The organism is Lentzea sp., assembly GCF_036380075.1.
Lineage (GTDB): Bacteria > Actinomycetota > Actinomycetes > Mycobacteriales > Pseudonocardiaceae > Lentzea.
In genome coordinates this window covers 1-16,389 of record NZ_DASVFL010000113.1, presented here as the reverse complement: position 1 = coordinate 16,389, position 16,389 = coordinate 1, and the positions used below count along the sequence as shown (strand labels likewise).

17 protein-coding genes are annotated in these 16,389 nt (G+C 71.3%); 11 read left to right on the top strand and 6 right to left on the bottom strand.

Annotation, left to right across the window (positions count from 1 at the left end; translation table 11 throughout):
- Nucleotides 1-147: 147 nt before the first annotated feature.
- Nucleotides 148-1,050: a hypothetical protein gene (locus VF330_RS14685; protein WP_330852135.1), complete on the bottom strand. Its 903-nt coding sequence runs from the start codon at nt 1,048-1,050 to the stop codon at nt 148-150.
- 312 nt (nt 1,051-1,362) lie between these two features.
- Here VF330_RS14685 and VF330_RS14680 point away from each other — a divergent pair, with 312 nt between their 5' ends.
- Complete coding sequence (locus tag VF330_RS14680; protein WP_330852134.1) at nt 1,363-2,043, top strand: acVLRF1 family peptidyl-tRNA hydrolase; 681 nt, start codon at nt 1,363-1,365, stop codon at nt 2,041-2,043.
- A 12-nt stretch (nt 2,044-2,055) separates the two neighbouring features.
- Here VF330_RS14680 and VF330_RS14675 read toward each other — a convergent pair whose 3' ends face one another.
- Nucleotides 2,056-2,475: a hypothetical protein gene (locus VF330_RS14675; RefSeq protein WP_330852137.1), complete on the bottom strand. Its 420-nt coding sequence runs from the start codon at nt 2,473-2,475 to the stop codon at nt 2,056-2,058.
- Between the two features lie 2 nt (nt 2,476-2,477).
- On the opposite strand from VF330_RS14675, the gene VF330_RS14670 reads away from it, so the two are divergent.
- Genes VF330_RS14670 through VF330_RS14660 form a run of 3 tightly spaced genes read left to right on the top strand, consistent with a single transcriptional unit; the run spans nt 2,478 to nt 3,925 of the window.
- On the top strand, nt 2,478-2,981 hold the full coding sequence (locus VF330_RS14670) for a SigE family RNA polymerase sigma factor (RefSeq protein WP_330852136.1): 504 nt from the start codon (nt 2,478-2,480) through the stop codon (nt 2,979-2,981).
- Nucleotides 2,981-3,430 carry a hypothetical protein gene (locus tag VF330_RS14665; RefSeq protein WP_330852133.1) on the top strand — a complete coding sequence of 150 codons (450 nt, stop codon included), beginning with the start codon at nt 2,981-2,983 and terminating at the stop codon, nt 3,428-3,430. Before VF330_RS14670 ends, VF330_RS14665 begins: the two co-directional genes overlap by 1 nt.
- Before the next feature lie 18 nt (nt 3,431-3,448).
- Nucleotides 3,449-3,925 carry a GNAT family N-acetyltransferase gene (locus tag VF330_RS14660; RefSeq protein WP_330852132.1) on the top strand — a complete coding sequence of 159 codons (477 nt, stop codon included), beginning with the start codon at nt 3,449-3,451 and terminating at the stop codon, nt 3,923-3,925.
- A 6-nt stretch (nt 3,926-3,931) separates the two neighbouring features.
- Here the strand turns inward: VF330_RS14660 and VF330_RS14655 are convergent, their stop codons facing one another.
- On the bottom strand, nt 3,932-4,696 hold the full coding sequence (locus VF330_RS14655) for an SDR family oxidoreductase (protein ID WP_330852131.1): 765 nt from the start codon (nt 4,694-4,696) through the stop codon (nt 3,932-3,934).
- A 148-nt stretch (nt 4,697-4,844) separates the two neighbouring features.
- Between VF330_RS14655 and VF330_RS14650 the strand changes: the two genes are divergently transcribed.
- The 7 genes from VF330_RS14650 to VF330_RS14620 all read left to right on the top strand — a co-directional run bounded on the left by VF330_RS14650 (nt 4,845) and on the right by VF330_RS14620 (nt 13,499).
- Nucleotides 4,845-6,473 carry an ABC-F family ATP-binding cassette domain-containing protein gene (locus VF330_RS14650; protein ID WP_330852130.1) on the top strand — a complete coding sequence of 543 codons (1,629 nt, stop codon included), beginning with the start codon at nt 4,845-4,847 and terminating at the stop codon, nt 6,471-6,473.
- Between the two features lie 174 nt (nt 6,474-6,647).
- Entirely contained in the window at nt 6,648-6,857 is a 210-nt protein-coding gene (locus tag VF330_RS14645; protein ID WP_030473247.1) for a helix-turn-helix domain-containing protein, read from the top strand.
- Nucleotides 6,858-6,916: 59 nt separating this feature from the next.
- Nucleotides 6,917-7,729 (top strand): enoyl-CoA hydratase/isomerase family protein, encoded by an 813-nt coding sequence (locus VF330_RS14640; protein WP_330852129.1) that lies wholly within the window; start codon nt 6,917-6,919, stop codon nt 7,727-7,729.
- Nucleotides 7,730-7,819: 90 nt separating this feature from the next.
- Nucleotides 7,820-9,709: an ABC transporter ATP-binding protein gene (locus tag VF330_RS14635; RefSeq protein WP_330852128.1), complete on the top strand. Its 1,890-nt coding sequence runs from the start codon at nt 7,820-7,822 to the stop codon at nt 9,707-9,709.
- Between the two features lie 415 nt (nt 9,710-10,124).
- A complete protein-coding gene (locus VF330_RS14630; protein WP_330852127.1) occupies nt 10,125-11,702 on the top strand; it encodes an FAD-binding oxidoreductase in 1,578 nt (525 codons plus the stop codon).
- Nucleotides 11,703-11,727: 25 nt separating this feature from the next.
- Entirely contained in the window at nt 11,728-12,873 is a 1,146-nt protein-coding gene (locus VF330_RS14625; protein WP_330852126.1) for a sensor histidine kinase, read from the top strand.
- Nucleotides 12,870-13,499 carry a response regulator transcription factor gene (locus VF330_RS14620; RefSeq protein ID WP_330852125.1) on the top strand — a complete coding sequence of 210 codons (630 nt, stop codon included), beginning with the start codon at nt 12,870-12,872 and terminating at the stop codon, nt 13,497-13,499. Before VF330_RS14625 ends, VF330_RS14620 begins: the two co-directional genes overlap by 4 nt.
- Here the strand turns inward: VF330_RS14620 and VF330_RS14615 are convergent.
- The 3 genes from VF330_RS14615 to VF330_RS14605 all read right to left on the bottom strand — a co-directional run bounded on the left by VF330_RS14615 (nt 13,489) and on the right by VF330_RS14605 (nt 16,061).
- The gene (locus VF330_RS14615) at nt 13,489-15,048 is read right to left on the bottom strand and encodes a penicillin-binding transpeptidase domain-containing protein (protein WP_330852124.1); all 1,560 of its coding nucleotides are present in this window, start codon (nt 15,046-15,048) and stop codon (nt 13,489-13,491) included. The genes VF330_RS14620 and VF330_RS14615 overlap by 11 nt on opposite strands.
- 78 nt (nt 15,049-15,126) lie before the next feature.
- Nucleotides 15,127-15,867, bottom strand: coding sequence for an SIS domain-containing protein (locus VF330_RS14610; RefSeq protein ID WP_330852123.1), 741 nt, complete (start codon nt 15,865-15,867; stop codon nt 15,127-15,129).
- 5 nt (nt 15,868-15,872) lie between these two features.
- Nucleotides 15,873-16,061 carry a hypothetical protein gene (locus tag VF330_RS14605; protein WP_330852122.1) on the bottom strand — a complete coding sequence of 63 codons (189 nt, stop codon included), beginning with the start codon at nt 16,059-16,061 and terminating at the stop codon, nt 15,873-15,875.
- Nucleotides 16,062-16,389 lie beyond the last annotated feature (328 nt).

The following is a 16,389-nucleotide window of genomic DNA, read 5'->3' as shown; positions in this document are numbered from 1 at the left end:
GGGTGTGATCCTGTAGGTGAGTTGCGGAAGGCCCCCGGCTCGGTTGCCGGGGGCCTTCTCGTTCTGCCGGGTCCGGCGTCGGGGCGGACACGCGAAAGGGGCGTCTCCCAGGCCGGGAAACGCCCCTCACGGGTCTGCTGGAGCCCTCTAGCGGTTCGGCCACTCCCAGCGGATGCCGAAGACGCCCGGGCCGAACCCGAGTGCCACGGCGTGCACGCCGCCGCCCGAGTCCAGGGTCAGGTTGCGTCGGCGGGACGGGGTCTCGTCGCCCGCCGGGACGCTGTACTGCTGCACTCGCGAGGGCAGGTTCGCCTCGTCGAAGCGGACCTCGATCACGTACTCGCGGACCGGCAGGCGGAACTTGCGGGCGAAGGTGTTGTTGCCCTTCGGGGCGTGGCCCTCCGGGAACACCAGCTGGTACTCCATGATGAGGGTCTCGCCCCTGGTGAGCGGGCGTTCGAACATCATCTCGGCGACCATGATGTTGGCTTCGTGGTCGCGGGCGATGCGGCCCAGGTGGCAGTTGCGCACGTTCAGGATCTCGGGGAGCACGTCGGACTCCTCGGTCTCGAACACGAGCGCCCACCTGTCGGGGCCGTCCTGCTCGGCGCGCAGGATCTGCCGCACCCACACCGACTTCTGCCCGCCGTCGGCAGAGATCTCGATGCGGTCGTGCTGGCTGATCCGGCCTAGCTTCAGGTCGGACGACGTGTCGACCTTCGAGAGCAGGTTCGCCACCCGCTCGCGACGCGCCCACAGGGCGTCGATCGGCATCATCGTCGTCGGGCGGCAGCGGCGGCCTCGCGGGCGAGGCGGTCCGAGCAGCGCCGACAGGCCCGACTGAGGCACGCCCAGGACCGACTCGAGGTGCCGCAGCGCCTCCAGCGATTCAGGGCGTTCAGGCCTTCGCCGTCCTGACTGCCAGTAGCTGAGCGTCGCGACGCTGATGGTCACGCCGCGCAGCGCCAACCGGTGCTGGATGCGGTCGAGGCTGAGTCGGCTCGCCTTGATCGCCGCCCTCAACGCTTCCGGGAACGGTCCCGTCGTCAAGAGCTGCGCAAGGCTGCCGTGGCCCGTTGAGTCTGTCTCTTCAACGGTCAGTGTTGGTCGACCGGCAGCAGTCGTCATGGTGACTCCCCGCTGTCATAAGATCACGCCCCAGTGACCCTACCCGCCCGTGAACATCGCTGGTCGGGACCGGATGGAGTCAATGGTTAATCCATACGGTTGATGAGTTCACGCTTTCGAGACTCATCTGTCAAGCGTAGCGAACCCGCCAGTAACTTGTTTGTGCGTTCACGCGCTGTGTCGGGGTGGCTCTAGTGTGTGCACAGTGGACGACTTCGACGCACCGGCGACTCGATGAGCCGCGTGCGGGTCGTGCCCGGCGGGCGGGCCGTCGAGGTCGAGCCGGAGCGGGTCGCGGGGTGGATCGGGCGGTTCGCCGAGCGGCACGGCGAGATCGACGTCCGGGTCTCCGGCCGTGAGGTCCTCGTCTCCGCGGCGGACGGTGCGACGGCCGCGTTCGCGACGCGGGGCGGTACCTCTGTGGAAGAGGTGCTGGAGAAGCTGGCGGAGCCGCGCCGGATCGGGCTGGTGCTCGTGCGGCTCGGCGGGCACAGCGTCGGGGTGGCGTTCGGCGAGCGGGTCGAGGTGTCGGCCACGGACCGCAAGCAGGTGCACGGCCGGATCAGGGCCGGTGGCTGGTCGCAGCAGCGGTTCGCCCGGCGTCGTGAGGGACAGGCCCGCGTCGCGCTCCAGGCCGCCGCGGACGACGTGTTCCGCGTCCTCGTGCCCCGGCTCGGGCAGCTGGACGGTGTCGTCCTCGGCGGCGACCGGCAGGCGTTGGACGTGCTGCGCGACGACCGCAGGCTCGCGGGCGTCTTCAAGATGGCGGAGGACCGCGTCCTGGACGTCCCCGAACCCCGGCGCACCGTCCTGGACGAGGCGGCCGAGCGGGCCCGGTGCGTGGAGATCGTGATCCAGGACACACGGGCAACCGGACCGGCGGCCGGCCGCATGGATACGGGTGAGGGTGCCTGACCCTGGCACCACCTACCTGCTGGAGCTGCAAGTGCGCAAACGAATGGTGATCGTGGCGGGAGCCGTGGCACTGGGTGCCGTCGGCATCGCGGTGCCCGCGCTGGCGCTGAGCGGTGGCAGCACTCCCGCGACCACGCCGACGACCTCGTCGACGATCTCGACGTCGCCGGTCGCGACCTCGCCGGCTTCGACCTCGCCTTCGCAGATCGCGACGTCGCCGGCCACGACCTCGCCCTCGCAGATCGCGACGTCGCCGGTCGCGACCTCGCCCGAGCTCCCGCCGACCACGTCGGTGCAGGCGACCCCGCCGGCGACGACCCGGCCGGAGCCGACGACGTCGACCCCGGCGACCACCCCGATCGAGACCACGCGGCCCGGTCCCACGACGTGGACGCCGCCGGTCTCCACGACCCCGGCCCGGTGAGGAGCCACCGCTGAACTGGGAGGCCGAGTTCACCGACTGCTTCGACCGGTACGCCGACTCGATGCGCTTCACCGCGTTCCTGATGAGCGGTAGCTGGCACGAGGCGGAGGACGTCATGCAGTCGGCGTTCTTGAAGCTCTACCTGGCCGGTCCGAAGCTCGCGGACCGGTCGGGCCTCGAGCCGTACCTGCGCCAGATCGTCGTGCGGACGTTCCTCGCCGAACGCCGCAAGGTGCGGTGGCGCAGGGAGAAGCTCACCGACGCGCCTCCCGAGGGCCTGTCCTCCGTCGCAGGGGCGGAGGACAGGCTCGTCCTCTGGCAGGCGCTCACCGCCGTGCCCGCACGGCAGCGGGCGGTCCTCGTGCTGCGCTTTTGGCACGATCTCAGCGTCGAGGAGACGGCGGCGGCGCTGAGCTGTTCGACGGGCACGGTGAAGTCGCAGAGCAGCAAGGGCCTGGAGACGTTGCGGCGCAGGCTGGGGCCCGAGTTCGACCACTTGAGGCTGGAGGTGTGATGGTTCGCGAAGACGACCTGCGGGCGACTTTCTCCGCTCTGCACGCGGAGGACGCACCGCCGCGTGCCGTCACGGCGGCCGACCTGATCCAGCGCGGCCGGGCCGTGCGGACCCGGCGCCGCACCGTCGCCGTGGTCGGCACCGGGCTCGCAACGGTGGCCGTCGTGGGGGTGGCACTGGCCGTGCTGCCGCCCTCGGCGCCCCCGGAACCGCTGGTGCCCGCCCCGTCCACGACGACGTCCCCGGTCCCGTCGAGCACGTCACCGCTGTCGACGACCCCGGTCGAGCCGACGCCGACGACCGTGGGGGTGCCCCCGCGGACCAGCACCGGCACGACCCGGCCGTCGACGTCGGCCGGGTCACCACCCGCCACGACCTCGCCCGCCGGCGCCCCCACGTCGTACCGGCCGGACCCGCCGGTGTCGACCACGCCCGTCGCGACGCCCTGAGCGGCAGAATGCCGGGGCATGACAGCCCGCATCCGCCTGGTCGAGGTCACCGACGCCAACCGTGACGCGGTGATCGCCGTGCGCGTGCATCCCGCGCAGGAACGGTTCGTCGCGTCCGTCGAGAAGTCGTTCCGGCACGCGGCGGAGCATCCCGAGGCCAACCCGTGGTTCCGCGCCGCCTACGACGGTGACGAGCCCGTCGGGTTCGTGATGCTCAGCTGGGACGTCACGCCCGGCCCCGGGATCCTCGGGCCGTACTTCCTGTGGCGCCTGCTGGTCGGCGCCGCCCACCAGGGCCGCGGGTACGGCACCGCGATCCTGGACGAGGTCGTGGCGTTGCTGCGGGCGGAGGGCGCCACCGAGCTCGTCACCAGCTGCGTGCCGGGGGAGGGGACGCCCGAGCCGTTCTACCGCCGGTTCGGGTTCGTGCCGACCGGCGAGGTCGACGAGGACGGCGAGACCGTGCTGCGACTGGACCTCGCCGTCCGGCCGTGAGCCGCCTCAGCCCGCCGTGCCCGTGGCCAGCAGGCCGCCGTCCACCCGCACCGTCTCGCCGGTGATCCAGGACGCCGCGTCCGAGCACAGGAACGCCACGAGCGAGGCCACGTCCTCCGGAGTGCCGAAGCGCTTCATCGGGTAGGCCTGCGTGCCCGACTCCTCGCGGCCGCTCCACAACGCCTCGGCGAACTTCGTCTTCACCACGGCGGGCGCGACGGCGTTCACCCGCACCTTCGGGCCGAGCTGCCACGCCAGTTCCTCGGTCAGGCGGATCAGCGCCGCCTTGGACGCCCCGTACGCGCCGATGACGCCCGTCGACCGGATGCCGCCCACCGACGCCACGTTCACGACCGCGCCGCCGTGCTCGCCCATCCACGCCTTCCACACCAGCTGCGTGAAACCGAGCGCCGCCACCACGTTCACGTCGAAGATCTTCCGGACGGCGTCGAGGTCGGCGTCCATCAGGAACCCGAACTGCGGGTTGATGCCGGTGTTGTTGACCAGCACGTCGACGCTGCCGAACTCCTCGACCGTGCGCGCCACGACCTCCTCGCGCGACGCGGCGTCACCCGCGTTGCCCTGCAACGCCAGCACACGCCCGCCCGTGCCGGCCTCCAGCTGCTTCGCCGCCTCGGCCAGCTGGTCGGCCTTGCGGCCCGTGATGGTGACGGACGCGCCGCGGGTCAGCAGCTCGCGCGCGATGCCGAGACCGATGCCGCGCGAGGCACCGGTGACCAGGGCGGCCTTGCCCGAGAAGTCTTCGCTCATGGCCGGTGAATCTATGCGTCCCGACACAGGTGGGAAATTCCTTCGTGCCGATCCCGTAGAATCGTGTCCGTGATCCTCCTGGAGTAGGCCGATTCGGACGTGCCATCCATCGCCGTGCCCGGATCCACCTTCTGCTTCGGAGTTCCTCTTGATCACCGCAACCGACATGGAGTTGCGCGCGGGCTCACGCATTCTCGTGAGCGGCGCCAACCTGCGCGTCCAGCCCGGCGACCGCATCGGCCTCGTGGGCCGCAACGGTGCCGGCAAGACCACCTCGCTGCGCGTCCTCGCCGGTGAGGGCGAGCCGTACGGCGGCGCCATCACCCGCAAGGGCGAGCTCGGCTACCTGCCGCAGGACCCGCGCGAGGGCGACCTGTCCGTCATCGCCAAGGACCGCGTGCTGTCCGCCCGCGGCCTCGACCAGCTGCTCCGCGACATGGAGAAGGCCCAGTCGAAGATGGCCGAGCTGGTCGACGTAGACGAGCTCGACGTCGCCGTCCGCAAGTACGGCCGGCTCGAGGAGCGCTTCGCCTCCCTCGGCGGCTACGCGGCCGAGTCCGAGGCCGCGCGGATCTGCTCCAACCTCGGCCTGCCGGACCGCGTGCTCGCCCAGCCGCTGAGCACGCTCTCCGGTGGCCAGCGCCGCCGCGTCGAGCTGGCGCGGATCCTGTTCGCCGCCTCCGAGGCCGGTGTCGGCGGCAAGTCGAGCACGATCCTGCTGATCGACGAGCCGACCAACCACCTCGACGCCGACTCGATCACGTGGCTGCGCGGGTTCCTCAAGTCCCACGACGGCGGGCTCGTCGTGATCTCCCACGACGTGGAGCTGCTCGACGACGTCGTGAACAAGGTGTGGTTCCTCGACGCCATGCGCGGCGAGGTGGACATCTACAACCTCGGCTGGAAGAAGTACCTCGAAGCCCGTGCGACGGACGAGAAGCGCCGCCGCCGTGAGCGCGCGAACGCCGAGAAGAAGGCCGGCGCGCTGATGGTGCAGGCCGCCAAGATGGGCGCGAAGGCCACGAAGGCCGTCGCGGCGCAGAACATGGCCAAGCGCGCCCAGAAGCTGCTCGACGGTCTCGACGACGTGCGCCAGAGCGACAAGGTCGCGCGGATCAGCTTCCCGGCGCCCGCCCCGTGCGGCAAGACCCCTTTGATGGCAGAGGGTCTGAGCAAGTCCTACGGCTCGCTGGAGATCTTCACCGGCGTGGACCTGGCCATCGACAAGGGTTCCCGCGTCGTCGTGCTCGGCTTCAACGGCGCCGGCAAGACGACGTTGCTGCGGTTGCTGGGCGGCAGCGAGAAGATGGACGCCGGCAAGGTCGTGCCCGGTCACGGCCTGAAGATCGGCTACTTCGCGCAGGAGCACGAGACGCTCGACCACGACGCGTCGGTGTGGCAGAACATCCGGCACATGGCGCCGGACGAGCAGGAGCAGCGGCTGCGGTCGTTGCTCGGCACGTTCCTGTTCACCGGCGAGCAGCTCGACCAGCCCGCCGGCACGCTGTCCGGTGGCGAGAAGACCCGGCTGGCGCTGGCCGGGCTGGTGTCGTCGGCCGCGAACGTGCTGCTGCTCGACGAGCCCACCAACAACCTCGACCCGGCCTCGCGCGAGCAGGTCCTCGACGCGCTGCGCCGCTACGAGGGCGCCGTCGTGCTGGTGACGCACGACCCCGGAGCGGTCGAGGCGCTAGAGCCCGAGCGGGTGATCCTGCTGCCCGACGGCACCGAGGACCACTGGTCCGAGGACTACCTCGACCTCGTCCAGCTGGCGTGATCTCCACCTCTCAAAGGACTACCGAGCGCGTTCTGTGATCAACTCAGTGTGATCGAATCGACCGTTCGGCGATCTCTTTGCTTGATCACCTGGCGTTCTGCCGGATCCTGTTCGATCATTGCGACGACAGGGGCCGTCAAACGGCCCACCTGCTCGTACGGAAGGCGGGACAAGGTGGCTGACCTGAAGAAGGGTGCCCGGATCACCGGCGCCACGCGGGACAAGCTGGCCGCTGACCTGAAGAAGAAGTACGAAAAGGGCGCGAGCATCCGGGCTTTGGCGGAGAGCACCGGGCGTTCCTACGGCTTCGTGCACCGGGTTCTCTCGGAATCCGGCGTCACGCTGCGCGGTCGCGGTGGCGCCACCCGGACGAAGAAGAAGTAGTCCCTGCCCAGACTGCTACTCTCCGGTAACTAGCTTCTAGTTCGCCGGAGGTAGGACTCATGCCAGTGCCCACCATCGACGCTGGCGTGCTCGAGCGCGGTGGCGTTCGGCTCACGATCTCGGGGCCGCTCGCGACCGTCACGCTCGATCGTCCCGACGTGCTCAACGCGCAGACGCCTGCCACCTGGCAGGCGTTGCGGCACATCGGCGAGCAGCTGGACCCGGACGTCCGAGTCGTGGTCGTCCGGGGATCTGGTCGCGCCTTCTCGGCGGGACTGGACCGGCGCATGTTCACCGGTGAGCCCGTCGACGGCGAACCCGGTGGTCTTGGTGCGCTGCTGTCGGTGTCCGCCGAGGAGGCGGACGCGAAGATCGCGTCGTACCAGGCCGGGTTCACCTGGTTGAGCGATCCGGCGCGCGTGACGATCGCCGCGGTGCAGGGGCACGCCATCGGCGCGGGCTTCCAGCTGGCGCTGGCGTGCGACTTCCGCGTGCTCGCCGAGGACGCGCGGTTCTGCATGGCCGAGACCGGGCTGGGCCTGGTGCCGGACCTGGGCGGAACCCTGCCCCTCGTGCGCCTCGTGGGGTACTCGCGCGCCGCCGAGCTGTGCGTGACGTCGCGCCGGGTGTCGGCGGAGGAGTCGCTGCGGATCGGTCTCGCGAACTCCGTCGTGCCCCTGGACGGGCTGGACGCCGCCGTCGACGAGTTCGTGGCGGCCGTCCTCAAGCCCGTCGCGGGCGCGGTGACGGAGACGTTGGGCCTGATCGCGTCGGCTGCCTCGGGCGTGGCGTTCGAGGAGCAGCTGGCGCTGGAGCGCGCCGCCCAGCTGCGCCGGCTGCGGTCGTTCGCGGCGCTGTCCGCTCAAAGCTGAACTTTTCCGCGGTCCTAGCCATCCGCGAAGGAATTGTCAGACCGCTGTGCTGTTCTAGACAGCGTGGACGGCTACAGCTCTTGGCGATTCATGATGGGGGCCACCTCCGACGCACCGACGAAGGTGCGCCGGGGCACCTTCCGGCGCGTGCTGGCCTTCGCCCGGCCGCACCGGGCGAAGCTCGTGGTGTTCCTGCTGCTGACGATCATCTCGGCGGTCCTGGCGGTCACCACACCGCTGCTCGCCGGGCGCGTGGTCGACGCGATCGTGGGCGGCTCCGCGCCGTCGGTCGTGGTGTGGCTGGCGGTGGTCATCGCGCTGGTCGCCGTGGTCGACGCCGGGCTGGGGGTCGTCGAGCGGTGGCAGTCCACCCGCATCGGTGAAGGCCTGATCTACGACCTCCGCCGCGCCGTGTTCGGGCACGTGCAGAAGATGCCGGTCGCGTTCTTCACCCGCACGCGCACCGGTGCGCTCGTCTCGCGCCTGAACAACGACGTGATCGGCGCCCAGCGCGCGTTCACCTCGACGTTGTCCGGCTTCGTCACGAACATCATCCAGCTGGTGCTGTCGCTGGGCGTGATGTTCACGCTGTCGTGGCAGGTCACCGCGCTGGCGCTGGTGCTGCTGCCGGTGTTCGTGCTGCCCGCGAAGCGGATGGGCCGCCGGATGGCGGACATGCAGCGCGAGGCCTCGGCGCTCAACGCCTCGATGGTCACCCAGTCGACGGAGCGGTTCTCGGCACCGGGCGCCACGCTCGTGAAGCTGTTCGGCCGGCCGGACCGCGAGGACGAGGAGTTCGGCGAGAAGGCCGCGAAGGTCCGCGACATCGGCATCCGGACCGCGATGGCCACCCGGTGGTTCATGACGGGCCTGACCCTGGTCTCCGCCCTCGCCCAGGCCCTCGTCTACGGCCTCGGCGGCTACCTGGCGCTGACCGGCCACCTGGCCGCCGGTGCCGTGGTGTCGCTCGCGCTGCTGCTGACCCGCCTTTACGCACCGCTGACCGCCCTCGCAAACGCTCGCGTCGACCTGATGACGGCGCTGGTGTCGTTCGAGCGCGTCTTCGAGGTGCTCGACCTGGACCCGATGATCAAGGAGCGGCCCGACCCGCAGACCGTCCCGTCCGGCGCGGTGTCGGTGGAGTTCTCCGACGTCCGGTTCGGCTACCCGTCGGCCGACAAGGTGTCGCTCGCCTCGCTGGAGTCGGTGGCCACTTTGGACACCCGCGGTGGCGAGGAGGTGTTGCACGGCATCAGCTTCGAGGCCGCCGCGGGCCAGCTCGTCGCGGTGGTCGGCTCGTCCGGCGCCGGCAAGTCGACGCTGGCCTCGCTCGTGCCGCGCCTCTACGACGTCGACTCGGGCGCCGTGCGGCTGTCCGGAGTGGACGTCCGCGACCTGTCGTTCGACTCGCTGCGCGCGACGGTCGGCGTGGTCACCCAGGACGGCCACCTGTTCCACGACACGATCCGCGCCAACCTGGAGTACGCCTCGCCCGGCGCCTCCGACGACGACCTGTGGGACGCCCTGCGCCGAGCCCGCCTGCTCGACCTGGTGACGTCACTGCCCGACCAGCTCGACACCGTGGTCGGCGAACGCGGCTACCGCCTCTCCGGCGGCGAACGCCAACGCCTGACCATCGCCCGCCTGCTGCTGGCCAAGCCGCGCGTCGTGATCCTGGACGAGGCGACCGCCCACCTCGACTCGGAGTCCGAGGCGGCGGTGCAGGAGGCGCTGACCGAGGCCCTGCACGGCCGCACCGCCCTGGTGATCGCGCACCGCCTGTCGACCGTCCGCAACGCCGACCAGATCCTGGTCCTCGAACACGGCGACATCGTCGAACGCGGCACGCACACGGAGCTGATGTCGGCCGAGGGCCGCTACGCCGACCTGTACAACACCCAGTTCGCCGAGCCGCCGGTGGTGGGCGTGTTCCCGACGCCGAAGTTCAGCGACCGCACGGAGGTGGCACACCGCAACTGACCGGTCCGGCCTGGGTGGTCTGGGCCGCGCCTTCGCTGGACGGCTGGGGTCTGCAGGACGGACTTGGCGGAGTGGCGGCCCCGGCGGAGTGGCAGGGCTCGGGTGGAGTGGCGGGCTCGTCAGGGTTGCCGGGGGCTCGTGTCCCGCTGGGCGGCTCGGCTCCGGGAGCGATCGGTGTCGCGCGGAGGCTCATCAGGGCGGACTTCGTGGCGCACTGTCGTTCTGCCCTGCCGCCGCTTCTCGCTTCGCCGCTCAACCATCCCTACAAGCCCGCGACCTGCGCGAACCCACCGGCGGCGGGTGGCGTCTCAGCCGTTCGGCTGGGCCCCGTCTCCACCTCCGGGCCAGGTGATCGGCTGATGTCCGGGAGATCCCGTCCTGCCACGGTGAGACCACCAAGGGCGAAGGGATCGGGATGAGCAACTCCGGGGGAGTGAGCCGGCGCGCGTTGTTGGCCGGTGCGGGGGCCGTCGCTGCGGGCGGGCTGGTGGGGCAGGGGTACGCGGCCGCGGCGCCGGGTGGTGGTGTGGTGCGGATCGTGCCCGACGACGTTCGGTACGAGAACCTGGTGCGGGGCAACAACTTCCGGTTCGTGCCGCGGCCCGACGAGATTCGGGTGCCCACGTCGACCGAGCAGGTCGTCCGGGCGGTGGACGACGCCGTGCGGGCCGGGCGGCGGATCGCTGTGCGCAGTGGTGGGCACTGCTTCGACGACCTGTCGCCGGAGGCCAAGACGCTGCTGGACCTGTCGGCGTTGAACGAGGTCGGGTACGACGCCGCCAGGAAGGCGTTCGTGGTGGAGCCCGGGGCGACGCTCGGGCAGGTGTACCGGGCGCTGGGGGCCGGGTGGGGCGTCACGATCCCGGGCGGTGGATGTCCAGAGGTCGGGGCCGGTGGGCACATCGCCGGTGGCGGGTACGGGCCGTTGTCGCGGCGGTACGGGGCCGTGGTGGACCACCTGCACGCGGTCGAGGTGGTCGTGGTGGGCAAGGACGGCCGGGCTCGTGCCGTCGTCGCCACGCGGGAGCAGGACGACCCCAACCGCGAGCTGTGGTGGGCGCACACCGGCGGTGGTGGCGGCAACTTCGGCGTGGTGACGAAGTACTGGTTGCGGTCTCCCGGGAACGCGCCGGCGTTGCCGCCCCTGCCGCGGCAGATGGTGCAGCACGTGACGCTCTGGGACTGGGGCCAGCTCACCGAGGAGAAGCTCGGCGGGCTGCTGAGGAACTTCGGCACGTGGCACGAGCGCAACAGCGCGCCGGGCGCACCGCAGGCCGGGCTGTACGGGATTCTCGAGGTGCAGCAACGCAACGGCGGCATCGCGATGCTGTCGGTGCAGGCCGACGCGGACCTGCCGGGCGTCCAGGCGATGATCGACGAGCTGGTGGCGTCGGTGTCGGCGGGGCTGGGGCTGACGCCGGTGTTCGAACTGCGCAAAACCGTGCCGTGGCTGCACAAGATGACGTGGCCCGGCACCGGCGAACCGGGTGACGTGCTCACGCGGCGGTACAAGATCAAGGCCGCGTACCTGCGGAAGTCGTTCAACGGCAACCAGGTCGGCGCGATCTGGCGGCACCTCGGCGACCCCACGGGCATGTCTGGCGGCGGCATGCTGCTCATCGGGTACGGCGGGCAGGCCAACGCCGTGGCGCCGCACGAGACCGCGACCGCGCAGCGCGACGTGGTGATGAAGGCGGTCTACCAGACGATCTGGACCGAGGAACAGGACGACGCGGCCAACCTCGCGTGGGTGCGCGGGTTCTACCGCGACGTCTACGCCGAGACCGGTGGCGTGCCGGTGCCCGGTGACGTCAACGACGGTTCGTACATCAACTACGCGGACGCCGACCTCGCTGATCCGGCCTGGAACACGTCGGGGGTGTCCGCGCAGCGCCTGTACTACAAGGACAACTACCCGCGGCTCCAGCGGATCAAGGCCAGGTGGGACCCGCGCTCGGTGTTCCGGCACGCTCTCGCGGTCGAACCGGGCTAGATTGTCCGGCGGGGGAGGAACGCGGATGGGCATTCCCGTGGCGCGGTGGCCGTACGTCCTGCTGATGCTGCTGGCGGCGGCCACCACTCTGGACGACCGGCCGGAAGCGGCCGAACTGGTGCTGTGCGCGGTGATGGCCGCCTGGCTCGCGGCGGGCATGACGTTCCGGAGGCCACCGCCGTGGGTGTACGGCGTGGGACTGACCGCGCTCACGGCGGCGTTGGTGGTGCTCAACCCGTTGTTCGGGTTCCTGACGCCGGTGCCGTACTTCTACGCCTTCCGCACGCTGGCGTTCCCGTGGCAACCGGTGGGCGTCGCGGCGGTGGCCGCGGTGGCGGGGACGGCCCAGGCGTACGGCGTGGACAAGTCCACGCTCGGCGGTGTCGCGATCTGGCTGGCGGTCGTCGCCGGCAACGCGGTTCCCCTGTGCGCCTACGCTTTCGTCGTGCGCCGCGCCGAACGGCAGGAGGCCGAACGGGAGCGTGCCCTCGCGGAGACGCGGGAGGCGAACCGCCGGCTCGCGGAGTCGTTGGCGGAGAACGCCGCCCTGCACGAACAGCTGGTCCTGCGGGCCAAGGAAGCCGGTGTGCGGGAAGAACGCCAGCGGATGGCGCGCGAGATCCACGACACGCTCGCGCAGGGACTGACCGGCATCATCAGCCAGCTCCGCGCGGCCGACGAGTCGACGTGGGCCCGGCACGTCGCCGCCGCGACCGGGCTCGCCAGGGAGAGCCTCGACGAGGCGCGGAGGTCCGTCGCGGCGCTGCGCCCCGAACCGCTGCGGACGGCCCGGCTGGGCGAGGCGCTCGCGGGCGTCGCGAGCAGGTGGTCGGAGCTGAACGACATCCCGGTGCAGGTCATGACCACGGGCGAGGCGCGGCTGATCGCGCCCGAGGCGGAGTTCGCGCTGCTGCGGGCCGCGCAGGAGGCGCTGGCGAACGTGGCGAGGCACGCGGGGGCCAGCCGGGTCGGGGTCACGTTGTCCTACCTGGAGGACGAGGTGGCGCTGGACGTGCGCGACGACGGCCGCGGGTTCGACCTCGCCCGCGCCGAGGGGTTCGGGCTGGTGGCGATGAGGCAGCGGATCGAGGGGGTGGCGGGGACGGTGCAGATCGAGTCGGAGCCCGGCGGAGGCACGGGCGTGTCGGCGCGGGTGCCGGTGGCGGCGTGATCAGGTTGCTGGTGGTCGACGACCACCCGGTGGTCAGGGACGGGCTGACGAGCATGTTCGCCCGCGACCCCGGCTTCGAGGTCGTCGGCGAGGCGGGCGACGGCGCCGAGGCCGTGCGGCTGGCCAGGACGTTGCGGCCCGACGTCGTGCTGATGGACCTGCGGATGCCCGGTGTGGACGGCATCACCGCCACCCGCGAGCTGATCGGCAGCGGCGCGAACGTGCTGGTGCTGACCACGTACGACAACGACAACGACGTGGTGTCGGCGGTCGAGGCCGGTGCCACCGGGTACCTGCTCAAGGACGCGCCGCGCGACGAGCTGCTGCGCGCGGTCAAGGCCACCGCGCGCGGCGAGGCCGTGCTCGCCCCGGCCGCGGCGGCGTTGCTGATGAGGCGGGTGCGGACGGCGGCGGCGCCGGTGCTCAGCCAACGCGAGCTGGAGGTGCTGCGGCTGGTCGCCGGCGGCGCGACCAACCGCGAGGTGGCCGCGGGTCTCTTCATCACCGAGGCGACCGTGAAGTCCCACCTGCTCAACATCTACGGCAAGCTGGAGGTCGGCGACCGGGCCGCCGCCGTCACGGAGGCCTTCCACCGCGGGCTGCTCGTCCCGAGGGTCAACCCCTGAGGAAGGCGGCGGTGGCGGGCAGGGCGCTCTGCGACGAGCCGGCGTTCTCGACGAAGACCGCGAACGCCACGGTGCCCTGGTAGCCGACGAACCAGCCGTGCTCGGTGCCGCCGCCCGCCTCCGCGGTGCCGGTCTTGCCCGCCAGGCCCGCGATTCCGGCGAGCTGCTTCGCGGTGCCGGAGGTGACGACCTCGCGCATCATCGACCGCAACGGCGCCAGCACCGCCGCGGGAGGACCCGCCGCCACGTCGTTCGGGACGGATGCCTTGCCGCGCAACAGGGTCGGCGTCGGCTGCCGGCCGGAGACCACGGTCGCGGCCACGAGCGCCATGCCGAACGGGCTCGCGACGACGGTGCCCTGGCCGAAGCTGTTCTCCACCCGCTGGTCGCCGGTGGCGGGCGGGACCTTGCCGGTGTTCGTGTCGGCGCCCGCGACGGTCCAGTCGGCGCCGAGGCCGAAGCGCTTCGCCATGTCCGGCAGGGCGTTCGGCGGCAGCTTCGAGCCCAGCTCACCGAAGGTCGTGTTGCACGACAGGGCGAACGCCGTGTGGAACGGGAGGCTCTCGTGGCCGAAGCCCGCGTTGCTGATGCGGCGGGTGCCGATGGTCGCGGTGGCGGGACAGGCGACGGAGCTGTTCAGCTGCACCAGTCCCGCGTCGAGGGCGGCGGCGCCGGTGACGATCTTCATCGTCGAGCCGGGGGCGTAGCGGCCGACGAACGGGTTGGTGCCGCTCAGCGCCTTGTTCTGCGCCACGGCGAGGATCTCGGTGGTGGAGGCGTCGATGGCCACGATCGCGGCGCCTTGTGGCAGGGCGTCGACCGCCGCCTGCGCGGCCGTCTGCCGGGCGGGGTCGATGGTGACGGTGATCTTCTCGCCGGCCTCGGGCTTCCTGCCGTCCAGCGCGGTGAAAGCGGCGCCCGCGGAGAGGCCGACCTCCCAGCCGTCCGTGCCCTTGAGGTCGCCGACCTGTCCGGTGATCGTCCGGTACAGCCCGTCGGGAATCGTGCCCTGCGCCAACGGGTTGCCGTCGCGGCCCAGCAACGCCCCGTCGGCGACTGCCTTGCGGAAGACGAGCGAGCCGCCCTCGCTGAGCTGCGGGTGGACGACCGCCGGGGTCCAGTGGACCTTCCAGGCGCCGTCGACGCGCCGCAGCGGGATCGTGACGTCGTAGTTCAGGCGGGCGGAGTTCGGCAGGACCCAGGTGACGGACGCGCGGAACTCCGTCGTGGTCGCGTCCGGTCCCGGCGGCGGGCTCTCGACCAGGCCGGCCTGGTAGGACGAACCGCTCATGCCCGCCTTGGTGGCGGCCAGGACCGGCGTGGCGGCACCCGGCGCGTCTGTCAGGGCGGCCGCGGTGGCGGAGTCGCCGGTGAACGCCGTGGTCACGAACGACATCGCGACCTGCGAAGGAGTCTCGGTGAGCTTCGCCGGCTGCTCACCGGAGCCGGCCGGGCCGCCGCCGAACAGCAGAACGCCCGCCACGCCGAGTGTGGTCGCCGTGGCGAGCGCGCCGCCGATCAGGATCCCTCTGCGAGTTCTGGTCTCCACTGGTTTGTTTCCCCCCGGATAAGTGCTGTCCCCGGTGGGAGGCTAACGCGGTGCAGCCCGGTCGATCCGGGGTTTCGGCTAGCCGAGCTGCGGGATGCGGGTCTGGTAGTGCCGGAGCATGTCGGCGTTGGCCGCGTCGCCGCCCTCGACGTTCGCGCTGCGCCACAACGGCAGCTGCACGCCGGTCTCGGCGGCCTTGTCGACGAGCCGGACCATCAGCAGGTTCCACAGGAACGTCGTGGCGATGGTGGAGATCGCCGCGGTGACGGGCGCCTCGGCGGGGTAGGTCGAGTCGCCGGGCGGGACGAGGTTGTCGAGCACGACGGTCGCCACCTCGGCCAGCGTCACACCGGCCCGGCGCGGCGCCTGGGAGCTGGAAGCCACGGACGTCACGGCCACGACCGGGCAGCCGGCGTTGGCGGCCTCCTGAGCGAGCTCGACCGGGTAGTAGTTCACGCCCGAGGTCGAGAACACGAACAGCACGTCGTGCGGGGCGAGACCGGCGTCGCGCAGGACCTCGTTGGCGAGCCCGGAGCGGCGTTCGGCGGCGGTGCTGCTGATCGCGCCGTGCATCGGGAGCAACTCGGGGTGGTAGACCGGGCGGACGCAGGCGAGACCACCCGCGCGGTAGAAGGTCTCGGCGACCGCGGCCAGCGAGTGTCCCGCGCCGGCGGTGAGCAGGGTCCCGTCGGCCTGGACAGCGGCGAGCACGAGCTCGGCCACGTCGTCCAACGCGGCCGCGGTGTGCTGTTCGACGCGCGTCAGGTGCGTGCGCACGAGGGTGCCGTAGTCGGAGCCGGTCACGGTGTCGGTCGTCATGCGGGTCAGTAGTACCCGATCGTCGATGGCCCCACCAGTAACCCGAGCACCACAAACCTCGATACGCGCGATACAGGGACAACTGCGCGCGGCGGACAGGCGGTGGTTTTGAGCAGACGGCAGTTCTTCTTCTGGGTGGTGCTGGCGGCGGTGTTCACTGCCGCCGGCGCTACGAACATCGCTTTGGCGGTCACTTATTCGGAGCTTTGGCCGGTTTGGGCTGCGTTGGGGTTGCTCGTGGTGGCTGGGGGGTGTGCTCGGGCCGCTGTTCATGCTCGGCCTTGAGGTCCGGTGGCTGGGGCTGGTGATTGGGGCTGGTGGTTGCGTTGGCGTGTTGGGTGCCTGTTTCAGGCGCGGGGCTCCGCCCCGGACCCCGCCAACTGATCAAGGACCGGGCCGGCGCCGTCAGCGGGTTGATGGCACGCCTGTTGCGTTGGGCGGCTTGCTGTTGCGTGCGTTGGGCGCGATCCCGTGGGGTGGTCCCGTCACGAGCAGTGCTCGCGGCACAACGCGTCAGCACTG